The organism is Microcystis aeruginosa FD4 (assembly GCF_009792235.1).
In the GTDB taxonomy this organism is placed as follows: domain Bacteria; phylum Cyanobacteriota; class Cyanobacteriia; order Cyanobacteriales; family Microcystaceae; genus Microcystis; species Microcystis viridis.
Genome location: NZ_CP046973.1, coordinates 1,760,396 through 1,785,115, shown reverse-complemented (window position 1 = coordinate 1,785,115; position 24,720 = coordinate 1,760,396). Strand labels below are relative to the sequence as shown.

Below are 24,720 nucleotides of genomic sequence, written 5' to 3'. Positions count from 1 at the left end.
TTTTTATGTCGAGTGCTATTACCGAAGCGATCACGACTATTGCCATGGCCGAGACAAGATTTAATCTCTCCTTAACAGAAGATGGGGCGTTTTTTCCCGAATGGCAAAGTGATTTACTGTCTCTATCTAGCCATGAAAAAAAGAGTTTGGATGAACTAAGACAAAGGTATTTATACCAAAGATCGGCGGGACAGTTATTAGAAGGAACCGTGACTTTATTGTTAGTTTCTCCGTTACTAGCGATTGCGGGTTTTTACGATCCGCCTTTTCGAGTACGCGCAGAGGAATCGGTAAGCTTAACCGTCGATGATGGGGAAGAAATACTATCGGGTAGAATCGATGTTTTAGTCTGGTTAAATCAGTTTTGGGTGGTAATTGTAGAATCAAAAAAAACCGCCCTATCGGTTTGGACTGCCTTACCGCAAACCTTAGCCTATTTGATGGCTAATCCCCGGCCGGAAAAACCTAGCTTTGCCCTCGTCACCAATGGAGATGATATTTTATTGGTCAAATTGAGAGCTAATGCCCATCATTATGCCCTATCTAGGGTATTTGCTCCCTTTATTTCCAGAGAAGAACTATATAGAGTTTTGCAGATTTTAAAACACATCGCTGAGGCGATCGAATAAAATCAAGATTAGAGCTTATTAGCGAGGAAAAATCCTAATTGAGATGGGAATCTTTGGGTATAACATCCAAACCGAGGAGAACCTTTTGGGTATTGGACATATCGCCGATAATTCTTTGTAGGGGTGGGGGAAGTTGTTTGACTAAAGTAGGAGTTACGAGAATTTTATCCTGTTCCGCTAATTGCGGCTGTTCGAGAACATCAATTATTTCTACCGTATAAAGATCAGATAACTCCTCGCGACAGATCCGAAAAATATTGGCGATCGCCCTCTGGGATTTACTTGAATCACCCATAATGTAGAGTTTGAGAAGATATTGACTCATGATTGCGTGTTATTGAACAGTTTAATGTTGCTGAGACCGATATAGTATTTACGATAGAAAGAGACGAGATAACCCATCAATTCCAAGACCATAAGACGACCTTCGCTAACGTAGGCCTGCGCTTTGGCCAGGGTGACATCCTGATTTTTTTGGCGTAGGGTGGTGGTATGAATATCCACCACATCGCGAGGACTAGCTTTTAAGAATCCTAACTTATCGGCCAAGCTTCGCAGTCGTTCCGATAGATTATGTTCCACTTTATATGCTTGTTCTTCTAAAGCTAAATCTAACAACTCTCCGTAATTTTGGACTAATTCTTGAAAAATATCGGGAATACTTTGCCTTATTGCCTCAGAACCGAACATTTTCGCCGTGATGCTAGTTTGTCCTCCCTTGATTAACTGTTCCAGTTCGCGAAATTCCTCTTCCTGTTGTTGATGTTTAAGATTGAGGATATATTGCTGACGCTCGATCGCCACACGAATTTGATAGACTAAAAGACTACTATCGATATTATTTAACTGAATATAACCATCAGCACCCAGTTGAAAGGCTTTAACGACTAATTTCTCATCATTGCTAGTAGTTTGAACCACTATCGGTAGATCAGAGGCTAATTCTCTGGTTTTGACTAGGATATTTAAACCGGGGGGGACAGAGATTTCCAAGCTTAAGAGGATGAGATCAAATTTCTCCCCTGCTAGTTTTTCGCCAGTTTCCTGTAGATCCTGAGCTTGGGTGAGGGTAAAAGTCAACCCCTTGGCCAAGGAACATTGGGGGGCCTTTAACAGCAATCTCTGGATTAGTTTAACAGTCGTCGGCTCATCCTCTATCAATAAAATCCTACAGAGATCCCTAGTCATTGTTAATCGATCGCTAAAATTATCTTTTTCCCCCTACTCTCATAGTACGCTCATCTTTGGGAAACTCAAGGATAAAATCACAATATATCTCCGGCAAAAGTGAGATATTAATGGCAACCTTGCTCTTAAAATCCTTAATTTAACGATTTTTCCCGAAACTTCCCCACTTCCCCACTTCCCCACTTCCCCACTTCCCCAATTCCCCAATTCATAATTCATAATTACCACTTCCCCCACTTCCCCAATTCATAATTCATAATTCATAATTCATAATTCATAATTCCCACTTCCCCACTTCCCTCTCCCTTCTCCTATTTTGACTCAATTCGCCGAATTGCCACCACTGCCGGCCGGGGAGGTTGATTAACTTGACCACTGGGCCAATTCGACCCTAGGGGTACTTGTCGCATTTGTTCAAATTCCTGCCCATTAGTGGTTTTCAGGGCAAATTTGCGGTTTTCAAAGGCCAAATCCCGACGAATTCCCCCCGCTTCCCCCGGATGTTGTACTGCCAAAAATAACGTCTCTTGGTCGGGAGTAAAGTACAATCCCGTTAATTCCGCATCCATGGGAGCGATAGCAAAAGGATAGGGATGCTCTTGACCCTTGGCAAACACCCAAGCACTATTATTGCCAAAAATCCCCAATAAATCCCGTTGACTAACCGGAACCCCTTGGGGATAACGAGTTTTCATCTCTCGATTTAACCCACCCGTGGAAATATCGCTAACCATCCAGAGATTTCCCTGTTGATCGAAAGCGAGGTTATCGGGATTAGAAAAACCCTGACCTTTCTCTGTCGGTTCCCCTCCATAAGCGACCACATCCCAACGAAAACTTAAGGAAGCAGCATCATTATTATCTTCCCTTAAACTGATAATCCAACCAAATTCGTAGGGTATTTCGCCATTTGGTCCCTTAAATATCTCCTTATCGGCTCCTCCCTCCGCTTCACTGGGACTACCAGAGGTAAAGGTTATATATAAAGTGCCATTCTCGTCCACTTCCGTATCTTCTGGCCGACCAGTACAAGTGACCCCAACGGCGTTAGCGGCAAAATGAGCATCGATGAGAATTGCTCCCTGTTTTTCCGTCGGATTACCTTCATACAGGTCCGCGAGGGTCTTATATTTAGCTTTGTAGGCTAGAATCTCCTCATCGTCCTTAAATAGCAGTAATTTAGTCTCATTGACCGTTCTTTCGGGATTTGGCAAAGCTACTACCCCATCCCCGCGACTAGCGGCAATTTGACTCGGTAGGACGGGATTTATCTCCGTGTCGGGATTTAGGGGTATCCAATAACCGGTTTTATCGGGGTTGAATTTGGCCCCGTAGAGCATTCCTTTTTCTAGGAGTTTTGAGTTATTTTTCTGCTTAATATCGCTAATTTTGCCCTCGGAAACGAATTTATAGACATGACCTCCTCTGCGATCGCATCCTGAATAAACCGCCAAGGGTTGCCCCGTTTGAGCGAGAAAAGCGACCGCTTCATGGCGAAAACGCCCTAACCAAGTGTGTTTTGTGCCGTAATCGTCGGGATTGGCCGGATCCACCTCCACCATCCAACCGTATTTATTTCCCGCTAACCCGAAAACATTACCCCGGCCATCCACTTCCGAACTATTGAGAATAAAGGGAGTAGTATCGGGATGCAAAGAGGAACCGTCTTTTAACACTACCTCGGTCACTTGGTCTTGAAAGTTTTCCTCGGCACTAAATACGGTTCCCCAAGGAGTTGTTCCCCCGGCACAATTTTGCAATGTTCCGATAATTTTTGACCCTAATCCGTCATCGTAGCCAAGTTTATCGGTTTTGGTAAAAATTGCTACAGCAGGACCGGTCGCTTTCAGGTAATGACCGTCCTTTAGTCCAGAGATACCGGTAATGCGGCGATCGGCTTTACTATAGGTACGTTGCCATTTTCCCGTTTGATCTTTAGCGAGGGAAATTACGCCAATTCCCTGATCAATTAAGCCTTCTAGGGAGATTTCCTCGATTTTTGCCTTTAAGCTGGCATCTTGCAGGTTATAGGCGGCAATTTCGCCCTTTTCGTTGGTTTTTTCCCGTACTTCCTTGACGGGTAGGGTTTTACCAATCACCTGTTCAAAGGTTTGTAGCCAAGTACGACCACTGATATATTCAAAATTAACGGTTAGATAACCTTGACCCGGACTGGTTTCGATAAAAGATAGATAATCATTGTTATAACCGAAACGGGAATCACCTACTTGATCTCCCCACTGCGCTACCACATAATAGGTGAATCCTTGCGGAAGAACGAGATCATCTAGGACTGTATAGGTTTGATAGGCATTTTTTTGGCTTTCATCGCTCATGCCGTCAATTTTTAGCGGAATCGGCAGTTTGACTGCAGCAAAGTTTAACCCAAAACTATTAGCAGCGCTCGCAGGACTGCTCACCAGAGAGGAATATTTTTTCTCTTGCAGACTGAAAAAAGAGACACCGGCAGTGGCAGTTAAAAAGGTGAGGAAATTACGGCGAGAAATACTCATATTTTCATTAATAAAGTCAAAACTGATGTTCAGACCTTGATTAGGTTAAATTTTATTACAGACACTTGACATAGGGATTATATATTATCCAAGTTATGACTAAGTTAACAGCCAGTTAAAAGTAATCAGTAATCAGTGATCACTGATCAGTAAACAGTAATCGGTGAAAAGAAAGTAGAAAACTGCCATTTAATACTGCTCTCTTAATCCATACCGCTCACTTAAAATTCAAATCTGATAACTGATAACTGATAACTGAATAATCGCTTTGTTTGTCGCTATTTTTAGGAGGTGCAGCTAAACTTTTTTTTTCCTACCATTAATCTTTTGATACAATTCCTTGTAAAAAAGCAGTAGTTTTTAAATCAATCCCTGTAATTGCCGTGCCAACAACTACCGAATATGCACCAACTTCTAGGGCTTTTTTAGCTTCTGTTGGCGTCGATATTCCTCCTTCACAGATAACAGGAACTGACAACTTATTAACTAATTCTTCTAGGAAAGAAAAACTTGGCGGTGGCAGATGTTTAGTGGCTTCTGTGTAACCGTAAAGAGTTGTACCGACAATATCAGCACCGGCTGCCACGGCATAAATAGCACTTTCGATCGAGTCTATATCTGCCATGACTAATTTACCAGTTTCCCGATGAATACGATCGATAATTGTGGCTAAATTTTCATCCTTAGGACGCTTTCTCGGGGTAGCATCCAAGGCAATTATATCGGCACCCGCATCGGCAATAGCGAGAGCATCTTGATATTTGGGAGTAATGTATACCGAACAATCGCGATAATTGCGTTTCCAGAGTCCAATTATCGGTATATCCGGCAATTGTTGACGGGTAGCTTTCAGATGAGCGGGACTATCAATTCTGACCCCACAAGCACCCCTATCCACGCAAGCATGAGCCATGGCGGCAATAATTACAGGATCGTGCAGAGATGACTCCACTGGTGCTTGACAGGAGACGATTAAACCCGATTTTAAGGTTTCTATTCGCATAAATTGGGGTGTGGGGTGTGGGGTGTGGGGTGTGGGGTGTGGGGTGTGGGGAGAAGCTTTTTTCAGTGATCAGTAAACAGTAAACAGTAATCAGTGAACTGAAAACTCACATCTGATAACTGATAACTGATAACTGATAACTGATAACTAACCCCACCAACAAACTTTTTCAGTAAACCTTACTTATAAGCAGCGATACACTGTTCAACTAAAGCGGTTACTGCGTCCACATCTTTCCAACCGAGAATTTCTGTGACTTTTTTCTCTAGATTCTTATAGGTTTTGAAAAACTCGGCGATTTCCTCCAAGCGATGGGGAGAGACATCTTTAAGAGATTTTACCTCTGCATAACGGGGATCTTTAGCGGGAACACAGAGAATTTTTTCATCGCGATCACCACCATCGATCATTTCTAACATACCAATAGGACGCGCCGTAATCACACAGCCGGGGAAAGTAGGCTGATCCATGATCACCATACCATCTAAAGGATCGCCGTCATCGGCGAGGGTATTGGGAACAAAACCATAATCACAGGGATATTGTACCGAAGAATAGAGAACGCGATCGAGAGCAAAGGCGTTTAAATCCTTATCAAACTCGTATTTATTCTTACTACCGGCCGTAATTTCCACTAAAACGTTAATTAAACCGGGTTTCGGTTGGGCAGGAATGCGCGATAAATCCACAAGCTTTCTCCAAATACAAGACAATAGCGCCTTTAGAGTCACCTAAAAGCGCAAGCAAAATTAAAACACACTTCGATTGACTCCGATCCAAATTTTACCCATAAGGGGGATCGGGACGAAGAAAAAAAATTTTACTTTGGCAATCGTCTATCTCAATTCTGTCACCTCATTTGCCTCGTTAGGGAGTAGGATGTGTTACCGGTAAGGGGTTCTTCGGTATAGTTAGGCGTGGAGTTATATCCAATCGCTAACAAGGGTAACGTTAGGGTCAGAATTGCGATCATGGTTCCGAGTAAATTGGCCCACCTATGACTAGGAGGTTCGGAAGTCTTCCCTGACGGGTTGCTTGATTCCATAAAGGGGTCGTGTTGAACTCGACAAGTAAAGAATACGAGAGATATATAGAGCAGTCAGCTATCGGCCTTGAGCTTTTAGCAAATTACTGCTGTTTTTTTGCTTTTGGGCTTGGTTAATGTCCCGTTAAAAAGCGAAACATTAACAGCAATACTCTCCCTACTAATTATATTTTACCCATTTTTTTCCAGCAGTTCACTCTGATACTTTTCTTGACGATCTCTCCAGATCATGGTCTGTTGGTGTTCGTCGTCTGATCCCGAACTGAGGTTGTTTACTACTCAATCCACAAAAAAAATGTCTGAAAGGCTTAAATATTAAGCGATTCAAACATTTTTTCATTGCAATCGGAGGGTGATATTGACTTTATGTCTTAACTTCGAGCTTACGATAGAAAGCTGGCTGTTAATGTAGCCTATTTAACCAAAACATCGATTTTTTGCTTATTTATCGGGATAGACAATCACCTTTTCTCAGAAATTATCCGAGTTTGGAGACAATTGGTTAGTAATAATCTCCCAATCAGCCCCCCGCAGGGACAGCGATCAGGGCAAGTGGGATTAATCTACCAATATAAATATCATAACTCGATCGAGGGAGAAAAACCAAGAACCTGCGAGAAAAATGCCGATTTCTCCCAGCCAAGATTACTGCTCAGATCGCCCCAGATGATGCCGTCAGTCATTCTTCAGCGAGAAACCACCTCGCTAGAGGATTCTGATTCTAGGGGGAGAGAGGGTTTAATTATCCCGTATTTTGTCTCCTCTGGAGTCACTTGACGGATAACCTCCAAAGCTTCCTTGATCATTACTGCCATGGGAACCGCGATAATCACCCCCAGTAAACCGCCCACTCGCGCCCCGGTCAAGACCGAGACTAACACCCAAAAGGGATTTAACCCAGTGACACTGCCCAAAATCCGGGGAGCAATGCCATTTTCGACAATTTGCTGCACCACTACAGCTACGGCTAAAACTTGCAGAGCTAAACCAATATCGCGCAAAGCTAGTAAAGCTGTCACCGTGACAATGCCTACAGTTCCCCCAAAAGGGATTAAGGCCATGGTACCAATCAAGAGGCCGAATAGGAGACCAAAAGGGACTTTAATCGATAAAAATGCCGTGACTAATCCCAGGGCCATGCAAGTGGCACAAATTACCTGGCCGACAAAGTAATTCTGAAAACTTAAGCGTAGGGTTAGGGAAAAGGGTTGTTGGACGGGTTTGGGCAACCATTGGATAATACTCCTCCAGATATCGGGACTGTGGAGAAGTAGATAAAAGGTGAGGATAATGGTTAGCAGCACATCAAGCACTCGCACCACGGTAAAAACGGTGAGATTAAGGGCTAAATTAACGCTTCTTCCCGCTAGAATTTGCAATTCTGCCCCTAAACGACTGTTAAACTGAGCGATAACACCATCGAAACTGATCGGAATCGGTAGATTCATCATATCGATTTTGGTATCTAGTTGCATCAGTTGGCGCTGTCCCGAGTCTAACCATTCTGGCAATCTGTTGACAAATTGCTGTGCTTGGGTGAAGACTAAGGGAACTAGGGTGATTCCCACAGCCACAAAAATTAAAATCGTGATCAGGGAAACCACGATCGCAGCTAAACCCCGTTTTAATCCCTGACGTTCCAACCAAGTCACCGGATAACCCAAGAGAAAAGATAGAACGGCCGCTATCAGTAAAATAACAAATAAAGATTCAAAATAGCCAAAAATTGCCGATAATGCCCAGGCATTCAGAACTATAAGTGGTGCAGCTAGAGCAATCACCAGTAAGCGAGATAGGGAATTCAGGGATTGCCACCACGTCTGAACCCAATTGCGTTTCGGGGGAACGACTTTAACTTCCACCATGAAGCCTCTTAAAAGGGTTGTTTCAATACTTGTATTCTGACAGATCGAAGCCGAACCCGCTAACTCAACCGGGGGAAGTGGGAAGATGGGGTGTGGGATGCTGACAGGTGTAGGTTTATTACAACCCAGATGGTTCTTCGGTTTGTCTTATGCAACGTACAGGATTATAAGGAATGAAACTCTTATAGAGAAAGACATTTGGCGATTTTTGTCAATTATTTTTGTCTAGAGCGAACTAATCAATTAAGTCTCTTGCCAGATAAGGATTTAGTCGATTTATGCTCCCCTATCGAACCATACCAAGTAACGAAGAGCCTTTTTTTTAAGCATACTTACTCTCCAGCTAATCGAAGAACATCATTGACAACTTTATCAGTTAGCCACATTCCTTGATGGCGTAACTTAGCAATAACGGGAGCAACAGAAGATAGATAGCCCTGCTGCTTCGCTTTAACTAAAACACCAAGCGTTCCTGAATATTTTAAGCGATATAAATTGGCAATACGTCGGGCTAATTGATCGTCAAAAATCAGTAAACTACCTGGATTTTCTAATCCTAAAGCTAAGACCTCTGCTTCTCCTTGCCCTAAATCAATAATAGCTGGAATTAGACTGACTGATTTGACTGAAGTAATTGAAATCCATTCAATCGCCTGAATATTGGGAACATCAATTCCTTTATTTTTACCGATTGCTAATTCTTCGATTACTGCTGGAGGAGTCAAGATTTGAGAATACAAGCGTTGGAGCAATTCCAAGTAGCCCACTTGATGTAAGTACAGTAGAGGAGAGGTGTTGACAATGACTTGAGGATTAGGCATTGACAATATCTTGTTCTAATTGTTCAGTCGTTAAAGAAAAAGGGGAGACTTGATAACGCCCCAAAATAGTTAAAAATTCTACTCGTGACATTCCGGCTAATTGTGCTGCACGTCCTGAAGATAACTTGTCAAGTTCAAAGAGTTTAACGGCTGCCAATATTTTTAATTCTCTCGATAGATTTTCAGGAGTTTCTTTGAGACTAATTAAGATTTCTTCAGGGATTTCAAGGGAAATAGTGCTCATTTTCTTTCTCTCTCAATAATTGTCTCTATTCTACACCAATGAAATTAGTCCTTCTCTGTGAGCAGAATCAGTAACGGGTTTCCCCTCTCCAGCCGACAGAATGAGCAGGTGCAGTCTATCTTGTCCTCAAGGGGTTGGAGACCAAGCCTCTTCGGCTTTATGGCAATATAATCGTGCTTAATTTGGGTTAGCGATCGCGTTGAGGGGCAGTCAAGGGGGAACGCAAAGGCGAATCCGACATACCGCGCTACAATCCCTTACGGAAGACGATGATTTGCCTGAGAAGGAGTAAAACAGGGGAAACCACCTGAGACTCCTTTCTTTGGGAGTCGCTGCTAGGGAGAGAAATATAAAGATTTGTTAAAATTGTAGTTTTTGATACTTTATTAGGGGGGGAGCGTGTATTGTTCTGTTGTCCGTCTTTGTTGTTGGGTTGGGCTGGGCTGTTGCTTGACCTAGGCTACAAGATAAAAGTTACGTTGTACTTATTAAACCCCAACCACGATGAAACCTGTAGTTTTGATTATTGGTCTGTAATCCTTGGACAGTAAGGGTTTTGATGCTTAGTGGATTGCCCAAAAATCCAGTTCTCTAACTGGTTGGGGTTTAAAGTGAAAAATTTTGAGTTTTTAAGGAGAAACAAGCAAATGAATCCATCAACAAAAGTCATTGAAAAAATAATAGAGGGTGTAGGACTTGTCAGTCTTACTATCGCTACTACGATTGGATTTCATGTCAATCCTGCCAATGCATATCTAATAAATACATCTGGCGAAACAAATACTTTCTCTACAGTTGAAGTGCCATTAAACGGAAAAAACTTTAAATTTATAATAGATACATCTTTAGATTATTCCTCCATTACTCCTGAAGTCGCCAATGAAGTAGGATTAACGCCAACAGGGACGAGCCAAGCTTTATTCACTTACGGTCAATCTATTCGAGGTGAAGTTTTTACTGGGGCTTCTATCCTTATAAACCCATTAACAATTCCTATTGATTTCAATGTAGCAGACCTTTCCTTACCTGCTGGGGTTCAGGGAATGCTTGGCAATGAATTTTTTATAGGAAATACTACTGTTATTGACATAGACAACCTCTTATTAACAATAAACCCTGATATTGTACTGGAACAATTACCTTCAGGACATTTAGTGGGAACTATAAAAGTTCAAGGTGGCAAAGGGATGAAGGATGTTAAATTTATAATAGATCCTGGTGCGGGATGGGGAAGTACAATTACACCAGAATTAGCGACTGAACTAGGTCTTACATCCACAGGAAAAGAGACTAAAGTAGGTGGAGCTGCATCAGGGACTGCTCCAATTGTACAGGGAACACTTGATGATATTGGTACTATAACATTTGTTCAAACTACACCTAACAACTTTCCAAAAGGTATTGCTGGATTATTAGGAGCCAATGCTGTGGGTCTCCTAGATATAGATAAGAAAACAGCTACGATTAGAAATAAAGATAATGAACTTAAAAAGATCCTAAATCTAGAGTTTTTTACGGTTAAAGTTCCCGAACCCACATCAAACCTCAGCCTCCTCGCTCTCGGCACCCTCGGAGCAGCCTCAACCCTCAAGCGCAAACTAAAACCATCCAAAGCCTCAGAAAAGGAAATCACGAAAGTCTCCTAAAAACCATAAATTAAAAATTCACAATTACCTCTTTATTCAGTCACTTGAAGGGGCTTATTTTTGCCATCTTTTTTAAACCTAAAAAAAATCTCAGCGACCTTAGAAAAAAGCGAGAAACTCGGCTGGATTGATAATTGGAATCCCTTGATAAGTATCGATAATTAAAAAATCACTTTTTTTGCGATCTCAACTCGTAGTTAAATTAATCTGATGTTCGCGTTAAGGCTATTTTGAGACTTCCTCAACGAGGGAATCAGTGTTCCAGCCAATGACAGAATAAGGGTTTCAGCTTATCCCGAACTTACGTTAATTAGTCATCCCAATCTGAATTCCCAGTCAATAAAGTTAATCTAAACATTTGCCTGACTTAGAGAATCTTGATTCTGGTTTTTTTGTAAGAGTTGAATGGGTTGATGAGTAACCAGAGAATAGAGAACATCAGGGTCAGAAACGTTGAATCCTGTAATAACTGGACTTCCCCCATACAGACATACTAAAAAATTAACAAAACCCTTATGGAGCTTCTCAGAAAAAATTGAAAAGAGGCTACTGGGTACATTTTTCGCTTGAAAATGGCTGTACCGTTGACTGTATCTGGAGTGGAGCGATTCCCTAGAGTTCGCTGTATAGCGATCGCTAACTTGATCGTAACAGATAGTGTCATCAATCTCTAGAGTCAGCGATTCCCTCTTTTTGCTGGTTTTCTGCCCCGAAACAAGCTATAATCGAAGGTTCAAATTTGAAAATTTTTGACTAAAGCCCTATCTGCCCAAGAACTTAAGTCAGGCTCTGTAAGACTTTTAGCCATAGCTATTATGTTTATACGAGGAAAGTCCAGAAATAAAGAGGTTTTGACAACCAAATTAAAGCATATCTAAAGAGTTTTGGGTTAAAAGTTAAACTTCAGGTTTTCATCCAAAACAAATGCACTAATGAACTAATTTGGTTCTTCGGTTTGTGTTATGCAATGGAGGGGGGTTATAAGGGATGAAACCCTTATATAGAAAGACATTGCTTCGATTTTTGCCAATTGTTTTCGATCTAGAACGAGCTAATCAATTAAGTCTCTTGCCGGATAAGGATTTAGCCGATTTATGCCCCCTGATCGAACCATACCAAGTAACGAAGAACCCAAATTAGGGCTCTTCTCGACTTTGTGTGATATAGCAAAGACCAAGGTACTTAGGACAATCCATCGCTGAAACCCTGTTCAGATAAGAGTTGAAAAATTGAAAGCGTCCTAAATAACCCATTATTTGCTATAATTTTTGCTTATGGAATCGTGAAATACTTATCAGGCAAGACTTTTAGCGCTATTTTGCGGATATTCTATCAGTATAGACCTCGTTTCCACACAGAAACCAGAAGAGCCCTAATTTTTTTGGGAAAATTAGTCAATCTCCGATTATAACATATAATTAATTTGCAAGAGTTCTATTCCCCAATCTCTCAACTGGGGGATAATTGGCCAGCCTCTGAGTGAAGGATTTAGTCGATTTATGCCCCCCGCTCAAACCATACCAAGTAACGAAGAACCAAAAATTTAGTGATTTTCGTCAATTGTTTTCGATCTATTGTTATTTTGCCAGTCTTCTAAAGCCCCGATAACAAAACTAGCAGCTGGATGGTCTAGCAATGAATCTAAAGCACTAATACTACCCGCTTTTAAAGCACTAAATATTCTTGTCAAACTTGGGGTTTTGTCTATCTGCTCGACAACCGCATCAGCTAATGCGACTTTACCCTTATAGGTATCAGTAGGATAAGTTGACTCTAATTGTTTTAGTAAAGATTGGATCTCTGCTGCTGCTTCAGCTAGGGTTTGCTTTTTTTCAGAAGCATTAGTTTCCATATACTGACTTGTTTTGCTATTATCACCAATGGCAACTTGGCTTCCATGAATATCACCGAATTTATAGTCTTTACGCTGGTTCATAATAACCTCCTTTCATGCTCATGAGCTTTGTGTTTGTGATGTTCCTGTACTTTGGGAAAAAGTAGAGCTAGATCCCACAGCGATTTGGCTGTTGGTAATATTTCCTGCCGTAATTCTCGTAACATTATTAATAATACTTATGACCGATCTTTCAAATTCAGATGAGTCAATCCCCTGACTCTTTAGCAGTTTAATGGTACTGGAAAAAATCGTATTTTGTATCGATTTCCAGTACATCAGTACATCTTGAGTACCATAGTAGTCAAAACTAACTTTTAAATCAGTATTTAATTGGCGGTAACGATTAGCAAAAAAGCTAAAAATAGCTAAAGTAATGAATAAAGGCAAGAAAAATAAAATGAGAATAATCAGAATAAGGATGCCCAAAGGAGTCGTTCTAAGTTGATTGTTAAAGTTTTTAATTGAACGACTTAGAGGATTTTTTGCCAAGTTTACTGTTTGTTGTCTCCTAGCTCTTTGGCTTAAATCTAAAGGCTCTGCAATGAACTCACGAAAAGTTTGTTCTAATCCATAATTATACTCTTCTTGAAACTCTGCTGCCCGCTGTTGTCGAGCATCATTAGACTTCCAGTAAAAAAAGTAGAAGGAAAATACAACGACATACCATAATGCCAACCCTAAATAGATGCCAGAGGCAAAAATAATAGTACCTAATAGCATCTTTAGTATCCGAGATAATTGATCATCTTCAAGAAGCGAACTCAAACTAAATCTTTGCCGATCAATTCCAGTTAAGATATAGGCTGATGACTCAACAAAAGTGACTTTCCCTGCATTATAAAAGCGCAGAAAGTAGGAGAGAATGTAATCTCTTTCCCTGTCAATATATCGATAAATACGATAGGCTCTTTTTTTACTAGCCAAATTACTCTGTTCTTTAATTAAAAGTGGGTCGTCTAAAAACATTACGGCTGGACGGGAAGTGGTGTTCATCAGCAGCTTACCATCAGGCTCTAGCTCAAAGCCATCAATATATAAGCGACTCAATATTTCTAGATTTGGTAAATTTAGCTTGTCAATTTCTCGATCAGTGACTTGATAAAACTGATCAACGGCAATCTCAATGTATTCTTGAGAAGTTTCCCCTTCTTCAAAATTTTCTCCTTCTTCAGATTTTTCTTGATGTTTCTTCTTGCGAGTAATGGAAACCGTCCAGCTAGAGCCAGGAATGATTTCTCCAGAACCAATAAAAGGGTTAGATCCAGCAAAGGTAATAATGTTTTGTAATTGTGCAGTTTTGACAATTGAATTCTTCAACAAGTTGACTGCGTTTTTTAAAAATTTCGGTAGCCATTTAGGATAATAATAAGTATCTTCATACTTCTTTCTCAGAAAACGATGAGCCATGAACCAGCGAAGATAAATAGATTCAAAAGCTATAAGAAAGCTAGGAAAAATTCCCATAATTAGCCAAGCCATTAAATCTAATTTCGCTTGAAGAGCTAGAATAAGCAAATATTCAACTAAAAATATTATCAAAGCCAGACCAGCAAATGTTAATGAAATGACTACTGATTGAGCAGCATGAGTAGTTACCTGGTCTAAATCTAAGCTAGGGTCTTCTGGAGTAGTAGCCTTGTAGGGATCGCTGCGTAACTGATTAAGTATTTCTAACGCTTGGGTTAAACCTTCTAGATAGACATAGCCCGATAGTAAGCGAGTAGGGGTAATAAGAGCATCCGGTTTTCTTGATGGTATAGGACTAGAATCTAGTCTGGCTACAAGAACCATCCCTCCACCGAAGCTGATTCGAGCCTCCTCTTCAATCGGAATTCGCTCTTGGTTGAGGCGCACTTTGTTGAGCAAAGCACCATTCAAACTACCTAAGTCCCTGACGTACCACAGAGAGTCGTAGCTCAGTTCTAGGTTAACGTCAGAGGCAAAATTAACATAGGGAAGGAACACGTCACAGTTGGGACGATTGCCAACTTGGTAGCTGCGTCCGTTTTCAGCTTCGAGTGTCCAAGTATGACCCGTTTGCTCTAGCGCAAGCATTAAGTTCCCCATTTTGAGCGATCAGATTTTAACAACTAAGATAATATGGATTGTACCGTAAAAATATCTGTTTATCTTCTGAAGAGACTATCAATAATGTTAAGTAATGTAACAAATCAGGACGATCTGCAACCAGGCTTAGTATTAGATCATCGATACGTCATCGAGACAGTTATTGATCGTGGCAGTTTTGTGCAAGTTTACTCAGTCAAAGACTTGTCCTGTCAGAAACCCTGCTTTCTAACACAATTTATCTTTAGAAATGCAGGACAAAGAGAAATTGTACTATACGAACTTGAGAAGAAATTTCCTCCTAGTATCAATCAAGGTCAATTTGGAGGTATTGCCCCACCTGAAGAGCTTTTTGGTGAGGGGGGAAGACTTTTGATCTTGCAGAAGACTTTCGAGGGAACTCCGACCCAAGAATTGCAGCGATCGCTACTTCCTCTGAATGAGTATGTAGTGGTTCAGTTACTCAATCAAGTTTTGCCTGCTCTCAACGATGGAGAAGTAACAAATCTTCAAAATGATTTGCACGATCTGGCGCTGACTGCACTGATACTGCTAACGGGACAATATTTCTACGATAGCGAGAGTAATAGTTGGGATTGGACTAAATCTAAGCAAATTAGCGATCAGCGTAAAGATGTCCTGACACGAATGTTAGGTTCTGGGCAAAGATTCAATAATATAGAAGAAGTTTTGTCAGCATTGAATGCTGTTTTTCTTCCTGTTAAAACTCTTGATTTTTCTATACCACGTTACTTGTATATAGCCGTTCTAGGTATTGTTATTGGTATTTCATTCATTGTAATAGGTGTAAGAAGATTATGGATTTCTTCACCGCCGAAGATTGATGGTGGTTCTCCTTCGTCTTCTAATGTTCTTCAATGTCCTGAAGGATCAGGTTTTGTGGCGATCGCCTGCGGTGTTGAAGTCACAGATATTGATTCCTTTAATTTCGAGCAAGGTAAATTAACAGTTAAGTTAAAAGGAAAAGCGACTGCTAATGATCGCCTGTTCATTTCTGAGCAACTTATTAGTGCTAATGAGAGTGGAGCTAATAATAATAACTCCACCAGCAATGATGTTTTGGTTGACAATCAAGTCATCGGTAACTTTACGGGGGGAATAGGAACACAACCATTAGAAATAACCTTCAACAAAAATGCTGATGCTGAGAAAGTCAGAATTCTCTTGAGTAATATTCTTTATAAGAATACTTCCGAGACTTCACAACCAGGAGAGCGCATCGTAGAATTTAAGATTACTGATGGGGATGGAGGAACTAGCAAAGTCCTCACTCAGATCATCAGCGTTAACAAAGTTAACAGTGTTCCGCTCCTCACTGTTCCTAAAACTAAAACAGTTAAGGAAGATGGCCAGATAATCATCACAGGAATTAGCGTTAAAGATGATGATGCTGGTGACAACAATATTACGGTTACTCTCCAAACAAATAATGGCTCTATAACAGTCAAAGATAATGTCAATAATGGATTGACTTGGAGAGATATTAGGGAAGATAAACCAGGAGTAATTATTCTGAATGGTACTGTCAGTCAAATTAACAATACTCTCAAAGATAAACAGGCGCTCACTTATCAGACTCAGACTGATTTCAATGGGATTGATACTCTTACTGTAACTATCAATGATAACGGGAAATCAGCCAGTAATCCGGAAGCAATTATTTATCCTCCTGGTGCTTTAAATTACCAGACTGACAGTAAGGTTATTAATATTAATATCGAGCCGCTTAATGATCATCCACAACTCAGTCGTTCTCAACTTGGTTCAAGTCCAAATAAGCCACCTGATCGAGAGATTTCCCCTACTACTCCAACACCTTATCCAGATCAACCCAATATTCAACGCCTGACTAAACAACAAGCAGTCAATGCTGTCGAATCTTGGTTAAAGGTTAAAGCACAAGCTTTTGGCAATACATATAATGAGCAAGTTGTTTATCAATACACAACAGACGGTTATAGAGACAAGCAGTTAGGCAAGGTTGGATGGCTGCGTCGAAATAATGCTTATGAAATTTGGGTAACACCATCAGTTGAGCCTTTGGGAGATGTATTAGATCGAGGAAACGAAGTGGTGATTAATATCCAAGCTAGGGAATCCGTTACACGTTATCAAGGAGGCGTTTTAGACCCTAATTATACTCGCTCTCTCTCTGGAACATATAGGTTCACTTTGCAGTTAGATGATGGCATTTGGAAAGTAGCTAATAGTGAGGAAATAAATTAATGAAAAAATTAATTGTTGCTCTACCTATCATCCTAATCGTTATAGGTATCGCCCTCAATAGCTATGCAGTCCTGCACTTCTTCAGCCAGAAAACACCTCAATTAATTTCTACTCACCAGACACGACCGATAACATCTTCTCAATCGCCAACTCTCATTCTCCCATCGCCACCAACAACAATTAATTCTCCCACATCTCTAGTCAATCCGTCACCAAAAATACCCATTCAGATAGCAGTCAATCAAACCAAATTGGGACATTTGCCTTATCAAGAAGGTGACTCCCAACAAATGATGATTATTGCCAGCTACGCTCAGGATGAGTATCAAAGATTTGAAAGGATTGCGCCAGAAACAGCCTTAGCCTTAATGAAGTTGATCTATGCAGCTAGAGAGGATCGAGTATGGATTATTCCTGTCTCTGGTTTTCGTACTATTGCCCATCAAGATCAACTCTGGCAATCTCAAATTCAGCGCCAAGGTTCACCGGAAGCTGCCGCCAAAATCAGCGCACCACCAGGTTATAGTGAACACCATACAGGATACGCCCTTGATTTAACCGATGGGAATCTGAAGGCTAGAGATGATATTACCTACAAATTTGCTGAAACTGACGCTTTTAAATGGTTAACCCTTCATGCTAAGGAATTTGGCTTTGAACTATCATTTCCGAAAAATAACCCTCAAGGAGTCAGTTATGAACCTTGGCATTGGCGTTTTGTCGGTTCAGCAACAGCTCAAGAAATTTTTAGAGTAGCAAAAACACAAAGACAATGATTATACAATTGCAAATTTTATAACGGTTAAATCCACCGAACTTGGGTTATACCTAGACTTCCCCGTTGACAAAAGGCCATAACCTATGCTGTAGGAGGGATTAAGAGAATTTCCGCCAGCCCGTTACTGGGTACAAAATAAAGAAACCCCCAATAAATCTAACGCCACAGAAAATCCTTGTCAACAGCCAATCAGGTTATACCTCATCTTTCTGAAAAAGTTTCTCAATTTTACCTCACCTCAACCGTGGCACTGGCATCATTGCCGAACACATCTACTAACCGGACAGCGATCACTTCCCGAATCCCTAACAGTTGCATTCGGAGCAGTATCGATCGCTGGTTCGACCGGGAAAAAATCGCTAGGGGATGCGATCGATAGAACAAGGGGGAGCGAAATCTAAGTTAGCTTTCCCGTCACGTTTTGCTCTTCTGGTTTCTGTCTGGAATTAATTTCTAGCTTTCTTCAGCCATTCCTAATATTTCTTGATAAAGAATTGGGCTAATTCTTTTGCCTTGACTCAAAAACTGATCTAAAATGGGTTTAACTTCAATAATAATTCCTTTCTTCTTGGCAATTAATAAAAGTCCAATTGTTCCAGTTACAGGCAAATTTCTGGACCGAGCGACTTTTTGTCCTAATTTTTCGTCTATTAAGACTCGATTCGCTTTTAATTATTCTGCCAAGATAATTGTAGCCGCTTCACCTAAATCGAGTTTAAACTGAATTTGCAATTGTAATAATTGAGCGGGAGATTGAATGGTAAATACCTCAACCCACTGAGCAGTAGGAACAACCGAAGCAGCGCGATGATTTCCCGTGGTGACTTCATTATAAACTTCTTGGGGAATGATAATTTTACCAAAGAGTTTTTGGAGTAAGGGACTTGCGCTTTGATAATGTACCTTTTGGGCGAACGCAGTTCGCCCCTACATTGTGGACAAAATCCGTTACTGTAGGGGCGCAAAGCTTGCGCCCTCCGCGCGGAGGGGGTTTGCTGATCACCCTAAGTAGGGGGAGAGCCTTCGAGAACCCCTGCAGCTAAGGGACTTGCGCTTTGATAATGTGCCATCTGGCTAGTCTGATTCTTCTACAGAGCGATTTTCAAAGCTGGGATATTATTCCCACGCAAGTCCCTAAGTTAAGTTGACCAACTTTAGCTAACTCACTTAACGGAGTGGTATTAGAGACAATAATCACGGGGGAGAATCTTCCAATAATTGCAGGGTTTCTGTAATTTCTTGTTCTAACTCTTCTCGATTTTGGTCGGGAAAGATGGCAACCCCATATTGACCCATAAGTTCGAGAACTTCTAAACGAGAGACTCCCAATAACCTGCCGGCTATCCCACTACTAATTTCTCCATGTTGTAACAAAGTCATGATATATGCTATCTTAGCCTGTTCCTCTGCTTGTGAATGGAGAGATTCCGAGATATTAATAGGCAAATCAAATCGTATTGTTATGGTCATACGTTGGGATTATGCAGAAGTTTTTGGCTCTTTTAACTGCTAGATAATAACATTTTACAGCAGATTTGCGCCCGTAGGTTGATTTGATCTATCAGAGGGGTGCGGGGTAGTGGGGTAGTGGAGCATTTGGCTGAAATTTCCCTAAACCCCTAAATCCCTATCACCCTATCTCCCGACTTCTGAATTCTGTCTGTGCGAGAGATTAACTTGCTTGGGAGGAGACAAAACCCGATAACTCGCGAAAACGGATCTCATCCCGGTGGGGATCAGAGCGACTAACTTGCACTTGAAAGCGATCGCCTAAAGATACCGAGCGCTCAAAACGATGGGGTAATTCTAACCCCAATTCCTCCAATAAAATCAAGCCTAAATTTTCCTCTTCCCGCAGCCAGCGTAACACCAAAGCTTGCCAGACTTGATCTCCCTGTCGTCGCAAAAATTCCAAACTCCAATAACGATTAGTTTGTCGTTCCACCGAGGTGGCCTCTTGGGCCGAACTAGCGACACTATAGAGAATTTCCTGCATTCTATCCCGGGTAAAAGGCAGTTGATCGCCCCGGAGATGGGCTTTTAGTTGAAAATGGGTCAAAAGGTCAGTATAACGGCGAATTGGCGAAGTTACTTGGGAATAGGTATTCAATCCCAGACTAGCATGACGGTTAGGAATCGTCGTCATCTCACTGCGCGGCATACAGCGACGCAAGGCACAGGAACGCACTGGGCCTGCGGGTAGTAAAATTAACTCCTCATCGGGGGGTAATTCCGGTTGTGGTTGTCCGCGGAAAGGCACGGGTATCTCGTGTTCCTGACAGTAGCGACCGGCGATTTCTCCGGCTAAAATCATCATTTCCGCCACTAATTGCCGAGATGGGGAAACTTCCTGCAATTCTACGATAATTTCGTCGTTAGCCTTCACCTTAATGGATGATTCTGGCATTTGGATGTTAATCGATCCCTGAGATTTACGCCATGCGTGGCGTTGTTTGGCCCAACGGTTGAGAATCCTCACTTCCGGTTCATGCTGCAGGTCCAGATGTAACATTTCGTCCACATCTTCGTAGGTGAGGCGATAGGTGGGTTTAATTGTACTAGGATGGATACGATAATCGGCGATCGCCCCTGTTTCATCGAGGATTACCCCAAAACTCAATGCGGGACAAAGTTTACCCTGTACCAAACTCATCGGACCTGCGGCCAATTCTAGGGGAAACATGGGAACCATTCCCGTGGGAAGATAGAGACTGGTACTGCGACGACGCGCTTCTAGGTCTAATTCATCATCGGGAAGCACTAAACGGCTAGGATCGGCAATATGGATCCAGAGACGATGGCCACCATCCGCGAGCATTTCCACCGATAATCCGTCATCGATTTCCTCGGTACTTTCATCGTCGATGGTATAAATTTTTTGGTGGGTTAAATCGAGACGATTGTTGACATCCGCATCCGCAGGGGGATTGAGTAAATTAAGACGCGCCACATCAAGTACCTTTTTCGAGAATTGAACAGGGTAGGAACTGCGTCGCAGGAAAAGGTTTTCGTGACTACTCCACCATTTCAAATCGACTAACAATTCAAAAGCAGCCTCGGGGGTTTGGGAACGGCCCAGCAGGGAGAGTATGTCCATGGCTGCCGGATATTTTTGTTCGGGTTGGAGGATATATTTTTCCAGAGACTCCAGACGAATTCGATCGCTTTCTGACCATTCTACCGTTTCACCGGCCAAGGACTGTTGGAGACGTTGGAGAAATTGGCTTTTTTCCCGTTGACGCTGTTGTTCCACCTCTAGCTGGTGTTTGATTTCCTCTACCTGATTTTCCGAGCGGGCCTCGTAACCATCCCCTTTATTTTTAAAATAAACTTTATCATCACTCAAGAGACAATGGGCCGCATAGCAAAACTGCGGACTGCGATCGGAAAAGAGAATCTCGGCCATGGTTTCGGGGGTGACTAACTGATTTTCCCCGGCTAATAATTCCCAGGCCACTTCTAAACCACTAGCATCTAGATAGGGTTGGACTTCCCGCAGAAAATTGCCAATCTCTTTATAGTTGGATGGACCTGCTTTGACAATGTAATCGAAGCGTTGGGGACGCAGTTTATGCGGGTTTCCCCCTTGATCGATGACGATCCAATCTTTTTTACCTTCTGGGCGATCGATCACCCCTAAGCGCCTTTCTCCTTGCACTCGAAATTCTACCAGCGTTCCCTTTTCCACTGCTTCCCCTTACTGCCTATCTATTTTGTCTATTTTCCATCATCCTCGATCGATTACTCGATCGGCAAGAGCAATTATCAATCACCACCCACTAGATAGGTATAACGTCGCAAACTGCGTTCATAATCCTGTAGTAGTAATTGGGATTCTTCCACAGTCATGCGATTTTCCTGTAAAGCTTGTTCACAACGAAGACGAATTCTTTCTAACAAGTCTTCCGCAGAATATTGTACATAACTTAATACTTCCGTGATCGTATCTCCTTTGACTAGATACTCGATATCGTACCCCTTGGGACTCATCTGAATATGTACCACGTTAGTATCGCCAAAAAGATTATGTAAATTGCCCATAATCTCTTGATAAGCACCCACCAGAAACATTCCTAGATAATAGGGTTCTGGAGAATGTTTCCCGTTTTTGTACTCCAACGGATGCAATTCTAAAACTGATTTTACGTCCCCGCGCAAATCGATAAACTGGGCAATTTTCCCGTCACTATCACAGGTTAAATCGGCGAGAATCCCTCTTTGGGTAGGTTCTCGATCGAGACGATGGATCGGCATAATTGGAAATAGTTGATCGATCGCCCAACTATCGGGAACTGACTGAAAAACCGAGAGATTGGCATAATAAATTGAGGCCATAATTTGCTCTAAGTCTTCCAAGTCATCGGGAACATAATCCTGTTGTCGGGCCACTTGCAGAATTTTGTGACAAGAAGCCCAGTACAATTGTTCGGCTCTAGCTCGTTCTTTGAGACTGAGATAACCGAAATTAAACAGACTAATTGCCTCCTCTTTGAACTGTCCCGCATCGTGATAAGCTTCCTGATAATTGCGCTCATCGATACCCGTATAGGTTTCCCAGAGATTACGGAGGATAAGATGTTCTTTCCCATTGCAGGGATCGGGGGGATTTTGGGGAACCTCGCTACTTCCCAAGATATCAAAGACTAACACCGATTGATGAGAAGCGATCGCCCGTCCACTTTCACTGATGAGAATTGGGGGTGAAATCTGGGCATCCTCACAAGCTTCCTTGACCTCGGCCACGATATCATTGGCATAATTCTGCATATTGTAGTTTTTCGAGGCGTAGAAGTTAGTTTTTGAGCCATCGTAATCAACCCCTAAACCACCCCCCACATCGAGATAGGTCATATTTGCCCCTAATTTCGCTAATTCCACATAAATCTGACTAGCTTCGCGAATGGCATCCTTAATGACGCTAATAGCGGAGATTTGCGACCCGATATGATAGTGCAGCAGTTGCAGACAATCTAACATCCCCGCTTTTTCTAATTCCGTCACTACCGTTAGGATTTCCGGGACAGTTAAACCGAATTTGGCCCGGTCTCCCGTGGAACATCCCCAACGACCCACCCCTTTTGTCCCCAGTTTCGCACGCACTCCCAAATGAGGGGCAATTCCTAACTGACGACTGACGCGCAGGGTTAAATATAATTCTTCCAATTGTTCGATCACAATCAAAGGCCGATGACCGAGACGAGTGGTCAAAAGAGCGGTTTCGATGTATTCTTTGTCCTTATAGCCGTTACAAATTAGCAATGGTTGTGTTTTGTCATTTTTGCTGTTTAAGGCAGGTTCTAGGGTAGCTAAAGCAATCATTAGCTCTGGTTTTGAACCAGCCTCCAACCCAAATTGATAGGGTTTGCCAAAACGCACTAAAGACTCGACGATGTGACGGTGTTGATTGCACTTGATCGGATAGACACCGCGATAGACATTGGCATAATTATAACGGGCGATCGCTCGGCTAAAACAGGCATTCAGGCGCTCGATCCGATCCTCCAAAATATCACTAAACCGAATTAGTAAGGGTAAACCGATATTTCGCCGCTTAATCGCCGAAACTAACTCGTATAAGTCCAAAGAACCGCCCCTTTCTCCCTGGGGCGAAACGGTAATATTTCCTACGGCATTGATCGAGAAATAGGGTTCTCCCCATCCTCGGATGCGATAGAGATTTTCGCTATCTTCGATCGACCAATGTTTAACGGGGGCAACTTTTTCGAGGTTGTTACCGTCAGAAGGGGTCAGATCGACTGGAGATAATTGCTTTTCTTGTTTCTTAAGTTGAGTTTTACCGGCCATTGTCTATCGATCGCTCCGTGTGAGACTCCGATCTTCTATCTTAAGTCAGACTTCCTGTCTGCGACCAAGATTCCGATCGTGATAGAATCTATTAGCCATCAGGAGACAGGAGGCAGTCAGGGGTCAGGAGACAGGAGACAGGAGACAGGAGACAGGAGACAGGAGACAGGAAACAGGAGTCGGTCGTCAGGAGATTATTTTTATTTATTCTTCCCACTTCCCCACTTCCCCACTTCCCCACTTCCCCACTTCCCCAATGATTACTGATTACTATCTTCTCCCTGCTACCAGAAATTTTATAGTGAACCGCTTATGAAATTATTAGACTCAAAAGGACGTTTATTCGGTAAATTTAGCTTGCTTGATATTGGAGCGGCCTTAGTAATTTTATTGACAATTATCGGTATTTTTGTTGTTCCTGGAACGAGTGGTAAAAGTACGATCGCTCAAGTCACCAAAGAACCCATAGAAGTGGATGTTATTGTCCGGGGTTTAAGTGTTCTCAATCCCAACGCTTTGATTAATCAATTCAATACCGAGAAGAAAACTAATATTGTTATTCGTAATCAACCAGCCGGTCAAGTGGATATAAAAAATGTTAAACCTTTATCGAGAAATGTCTTAGTTCCGCAGCCGGATGGTAGTGTGAAAGTCCTACCCGATCCCCGCACAGAAAACTATTCTCAAGATATGATTATGACTCTCAGTGGTCAAGCGGAAGTTACCGATACCGGTGCGGTTGTTGGCGGTCAAAAGGTGAAAATTGGCACTTTAATCGAGTTGGAAGGAGATAATTATAATTTCAACACCAGTGTTATCGATGTCCGTTTATCAAAAAGGTCTTAGTTAGTAAACAGTGAGCAGTAAACAGTGACCAGTAAACAGTAATCAGTGAGCAGTAATCAGTAAACAGTGAAAAGACAGTAGGAAACTTCTATTTAACACTGCTCACTTGAAAACTCAAATCTGATA

General features: G+C 41.9%; 22 protein-coding genes. 6 read left to right on the top strand and 16 right to left on the bottom strand.

The annotated features are described in order from the left end of the window. Nucleotides 1-5 precede the first annotated feature (5 nt). Nucleotides 6-629 (top strand): type I restriction endonuclease subunit R, encoded by a 624-nt coding sequence (locus GQR42_RS09270; protein WP_199273383.1) that lies wholly within the window; start codon nt 6-8, stop codon nt 627-629. A 34-nt stretch (nt 630-663) separates the two neighbouring features. Here GQR42_RS09270 and GQR42_RS09265 read toward each other — a convergent pair whose 3' ends face one another. The 7 genes from GQR42_RS09265 to GQR42_RS09235 form a co-directional block, all read right to left on the bottom strand. Next, on the bottom strand, nt 664-954 hold the full coding sequence (locus tag GQR42_RS09265; RefSeq protein WP_002752661.1) for a circadian clock KaiB family protein: 291 nt from the start codon (nt 952-954) through the stop codon (nt 664-666). Continuing rightward, a complete protein-coding gene (locus tag GQR42_RS09260; RefSeq protein WP_158199747.1) occupies nt 951-1,817 on the bottom strand; it encodes a response regulator in 867 nt (288 codons plus the stop codon). The genes GQR42_RS09265 and GQR42_RS09260 overlap by 4 nt, the downstream gene beginning before the upstream one ends. A gap of 39 nt (nt 1,818-1,856) precedes the next feature. Continuing rightward, on the bottom strand, nt 1,857-2,036 hold the full coding sequence (locus GQR42_RS09255) for a hypothetical protein (protein ID WP_158199746.1): 180 nt from the start codon (nt 2,034-2,036) through the stop codon (nt 1,857-1,859). 92 nt (nt 2,037-2,128) lie between these two features. Then, entirely contained in the window at nt 2,129-4,330 is a 2,202-nt protein-coding gene (locus GQR42_RS09250; RefSeq protein ID WP_158199745.1) for a PhoX family protein, read from the bottom strand. Nucleotides 4,331-4,649: 319 nt separating this feature from the next. After that, nucleotides 4,650-5,333: an N-acetylmannosamine-6-phosphate 2-epimerase gene (locus GQR42_RS09245; protein ID WP_158199744.1), complete on the bottom strand. Its 684-nt coding sequence runs from the start codon at nt 5,331-5,333 to the stop codon at nt 4,650-4,652. Nucleotides 5,334-5,512: 179 nt separating this feature from the next. Then, nucleotides 5,513-6,022: an inorganic diphosphatase gene (locus tag GQR42_RS09240; protein ID WP_002760578.1), complete on the bottom strand. Its 510-nt coding sequence runs from the start codon at nt 6,020-6,022 to the stop codon at nt 5,513-5,515. Between the two features lie 1,042 nt (nt 6,023-7,064). Next, on the bottom strand, nt 7,065-8,243 hold the full coding sequence (locus GQR42_RS09235; protein WP_158199743.1) for an AI-2E family transporter: 1,179 nt from the start codon (nt 8,241-8,243) through the stop codon (nt 7,065-7,067). Between the two features lie 198 nt (nt 8,244-8,441). Here GQR42_RS09235 and GQR42_RS28585 point away from each other — a divergent pair, with 198 nt between their 5' ends. Continuing rightward, nucleotides 8,442-8,636, top strand: coding sequence for a hypothetical protein (locus GQR42_RS28585; protein ID WP_233271340.1), 195 nt, complete (start codon nt 8,442-8,444; stop codon nt 8,634-8,636). Here the strand turns inward: GQR42_RS28585 and GQR42_RS09230 are convergent. Both GQR42_RS09230 and GQR42_RS09225 read right to left on the bottom strand, forming a co-directional pair. Next, nucleotides 8,576-9,064 carry a DUF3368 domain-containing protein gene (locus GQR42_RS09230; RefSeq protein WP_158199742.1) on the bottom strand — a complete coding sequence of 163 codons (489 nt, stop codon included), beginning with the start codon at nt 9,062-9,064 and terminating at the stop codon, nt 8,576-8,578. The genes GQR42_RS28585 and GQR42_RS09230 overlap by 61 nt on opposite strands. Continuing rightward, on the bottom strand, nt 9,057-9,308 hold the full coding sequence (locus GQR42_RS09225) for a UPF0175 family protein (protein WP_002764591.1): 252 nt from the start codon (nt 9,306-9,308) through the stop codon (nt 9,057-9,059). The genes GQR42_RS09230 and GQR42_RS09225 overlap by 8 nt, the downstream gene beginning before the upstream one ends. 647 nt (nt 9,309-9,955) lie before the next feature. Here GQR42_RS09225 and GQR42_RS09220 point away from each other — a divergent pair. After that, nucleotides 9,956-10,954, top strand: coding sequence for a pepsin/retropepsin-like aspartic protease family protein (locus GQR42_RS09220; RefSeq protein ID WP_158199741.1), 999 nt, complete (start codon nt 9,956-9,958; stop codon nt 10,952-10,954). 1,543 nt (nt 10,955-12,497) lie between these two features. Here GQR42_RS09220 and GQR42_RS09215 read toward each other — a convergent pair. Together GQR42_RS09215 and GQR42_RS09210 are read right to left on the bottom strand one after the other, a co-directional pair. Continuing rightward, complete coding sequence (locus tag GQR42_RS09215) at nt 12,498-12,890, bottom strand: hypothetical protein (RefSeq protein ID WP_002785269.1); 393 nt, start codon at nt 12,888-12,890, stop codon at nt 12,498-12,500. An 18-nt stretch (nt 12,891-12,908) separates the two neighbouring features. Continuing rightward, nucleotides 12,909-14,918, bottom strand: a complete 2,010-nt coding sequence (locus tag GQR42_RS09210) for an FHA domain-containing protein (protein WP_158199740.1) — start codon at nt 14,916-14,918, stop codon at nt 12,909-12,911. 84 nt (nt 14,919-15,002) lie between these two features. On the opposite strand from GQR42_RS09210, the gene GQR42_RS09205 reads away from it, so the two are divergent. Both GQR42_RS09205 and GQR42_RS09200 read left to right on the top strand, forming a co-directional pair. After that, nucleotides 15,003-17,165, top strand: coding sequence for an IMS domain-containing protein (locus tag GQR42_RS09205; RefSeq protein ID WP_158199739.1), 2,163 nt, complete (start codon nt 15,003-15,005; stop codon nt 17,163-17,165). Beyond that, the gene (locus GQR42_RS09200) at nt 17,165-17,941 is read left to right on the top strand and encodes a M15 family metallopeptidase (RefSeq protein ID WP_158199738.1); all 777 of its coding nucleotides are present in this window, start codon (nt 17,165-17,167) and stop codon (nt 17,939-17,941) included. The genes GQR42_RS09205 and GQR42_RS09200 overlap by 1 nt, the downstream gene beginning before the upstream one ends. A gap of 455 nt (nt 17,942-18,396) precedes the next feature. Here GQR42_RS09200 and GQR42_RS09195 read toward each other — a convergent pair whose 3' ends face one another. The 5 genes from GQR42_RS09195 to GQR42_RS09175 all read right to left on the bottom strand — a co-directional run bounded on the left by GQR42_RS09195 (nt 18,397) and on the right by GQR42_RS09175 (nt 23,989). Beyond that, nucleotides 18,397-18,552, bottom strand: coding sequence for a DUF3368 domain-containing protein (locus tag GQR42_RS09195; RefSeq protein WP_158199737.1), 156 nt, complete (start codon nt 18,550-18,552; stop codon nt 18,397-18,399). Between the two features lie 585 nt (nt 18,553-19,137). Continuing rightward, a complete protein-coding gene (locus tag GQR42_RS09190) occupies nt 19,138-19,413 on the bottom strand; it encodes a UPF0175 family protein (RefSeq protein ID WP_158199736.1) in 276 nt (91 codons plus the stop codon). A gap of 202 nt (nt 19,414-19,615) precedes the next feature. Continuing rightward, on the bottom strand, nt 19,616-21,631 hold the full coding sequence (locus tag GQR42_RS09185; RefSeq protein WP_158199735.1) for a ribonuclease catalytic domain-containing protein: 2,016 nt from the start codon (nt 21,629-21,631) through the stop codon (nt 19,616-19,618). A gap of 77 nt (nt 21,632-21,708) precedes the next feature. Beyond that, nucleotides 21,709-23,748, bottom strand: coding sequence for a biosynthetic arginine decarboxylase (gene speA, locus GQR42_RS09180; RefSeq protein ID WP_158199734.1), 2,040 nt, complete (start codon nt 23,746-23,748; stop codon nt 21,709-21,711). A 91-nt stretch (nt 23,749-23,839) separates the two neighbouring features. After that, the gene (locus tag GQR42_RS09175) at nt 23,840-23,989 is read right to left on the bottom strand and encodes a hypothetical protein (RefSeq protein ID WP_199273297.1); all 150 of its coding nucleotides are present in this window, start codon (nt 23,987-23,989) and stop codon (nt 23,840-23,842) included. Between the two features lie 71 nt (nt 23,990-24,060). Between GQR42_RS09175 and GQR42_RS09170 the strand changes: the two genes are divergently transcribed. Then, nucleotides 24,061-24,594, top strand: coding sequence for a DUF4330 domain-containing protein (locus GQR42_RS09170; RefSeq protein ID WP_158199733.1), 534 nt, complete (start codon nt 24,061-24,063; stop codon nt 24,592-24,594). Nucleotides 24,595-24,720 lie beyond the last annotated feature (126 nt).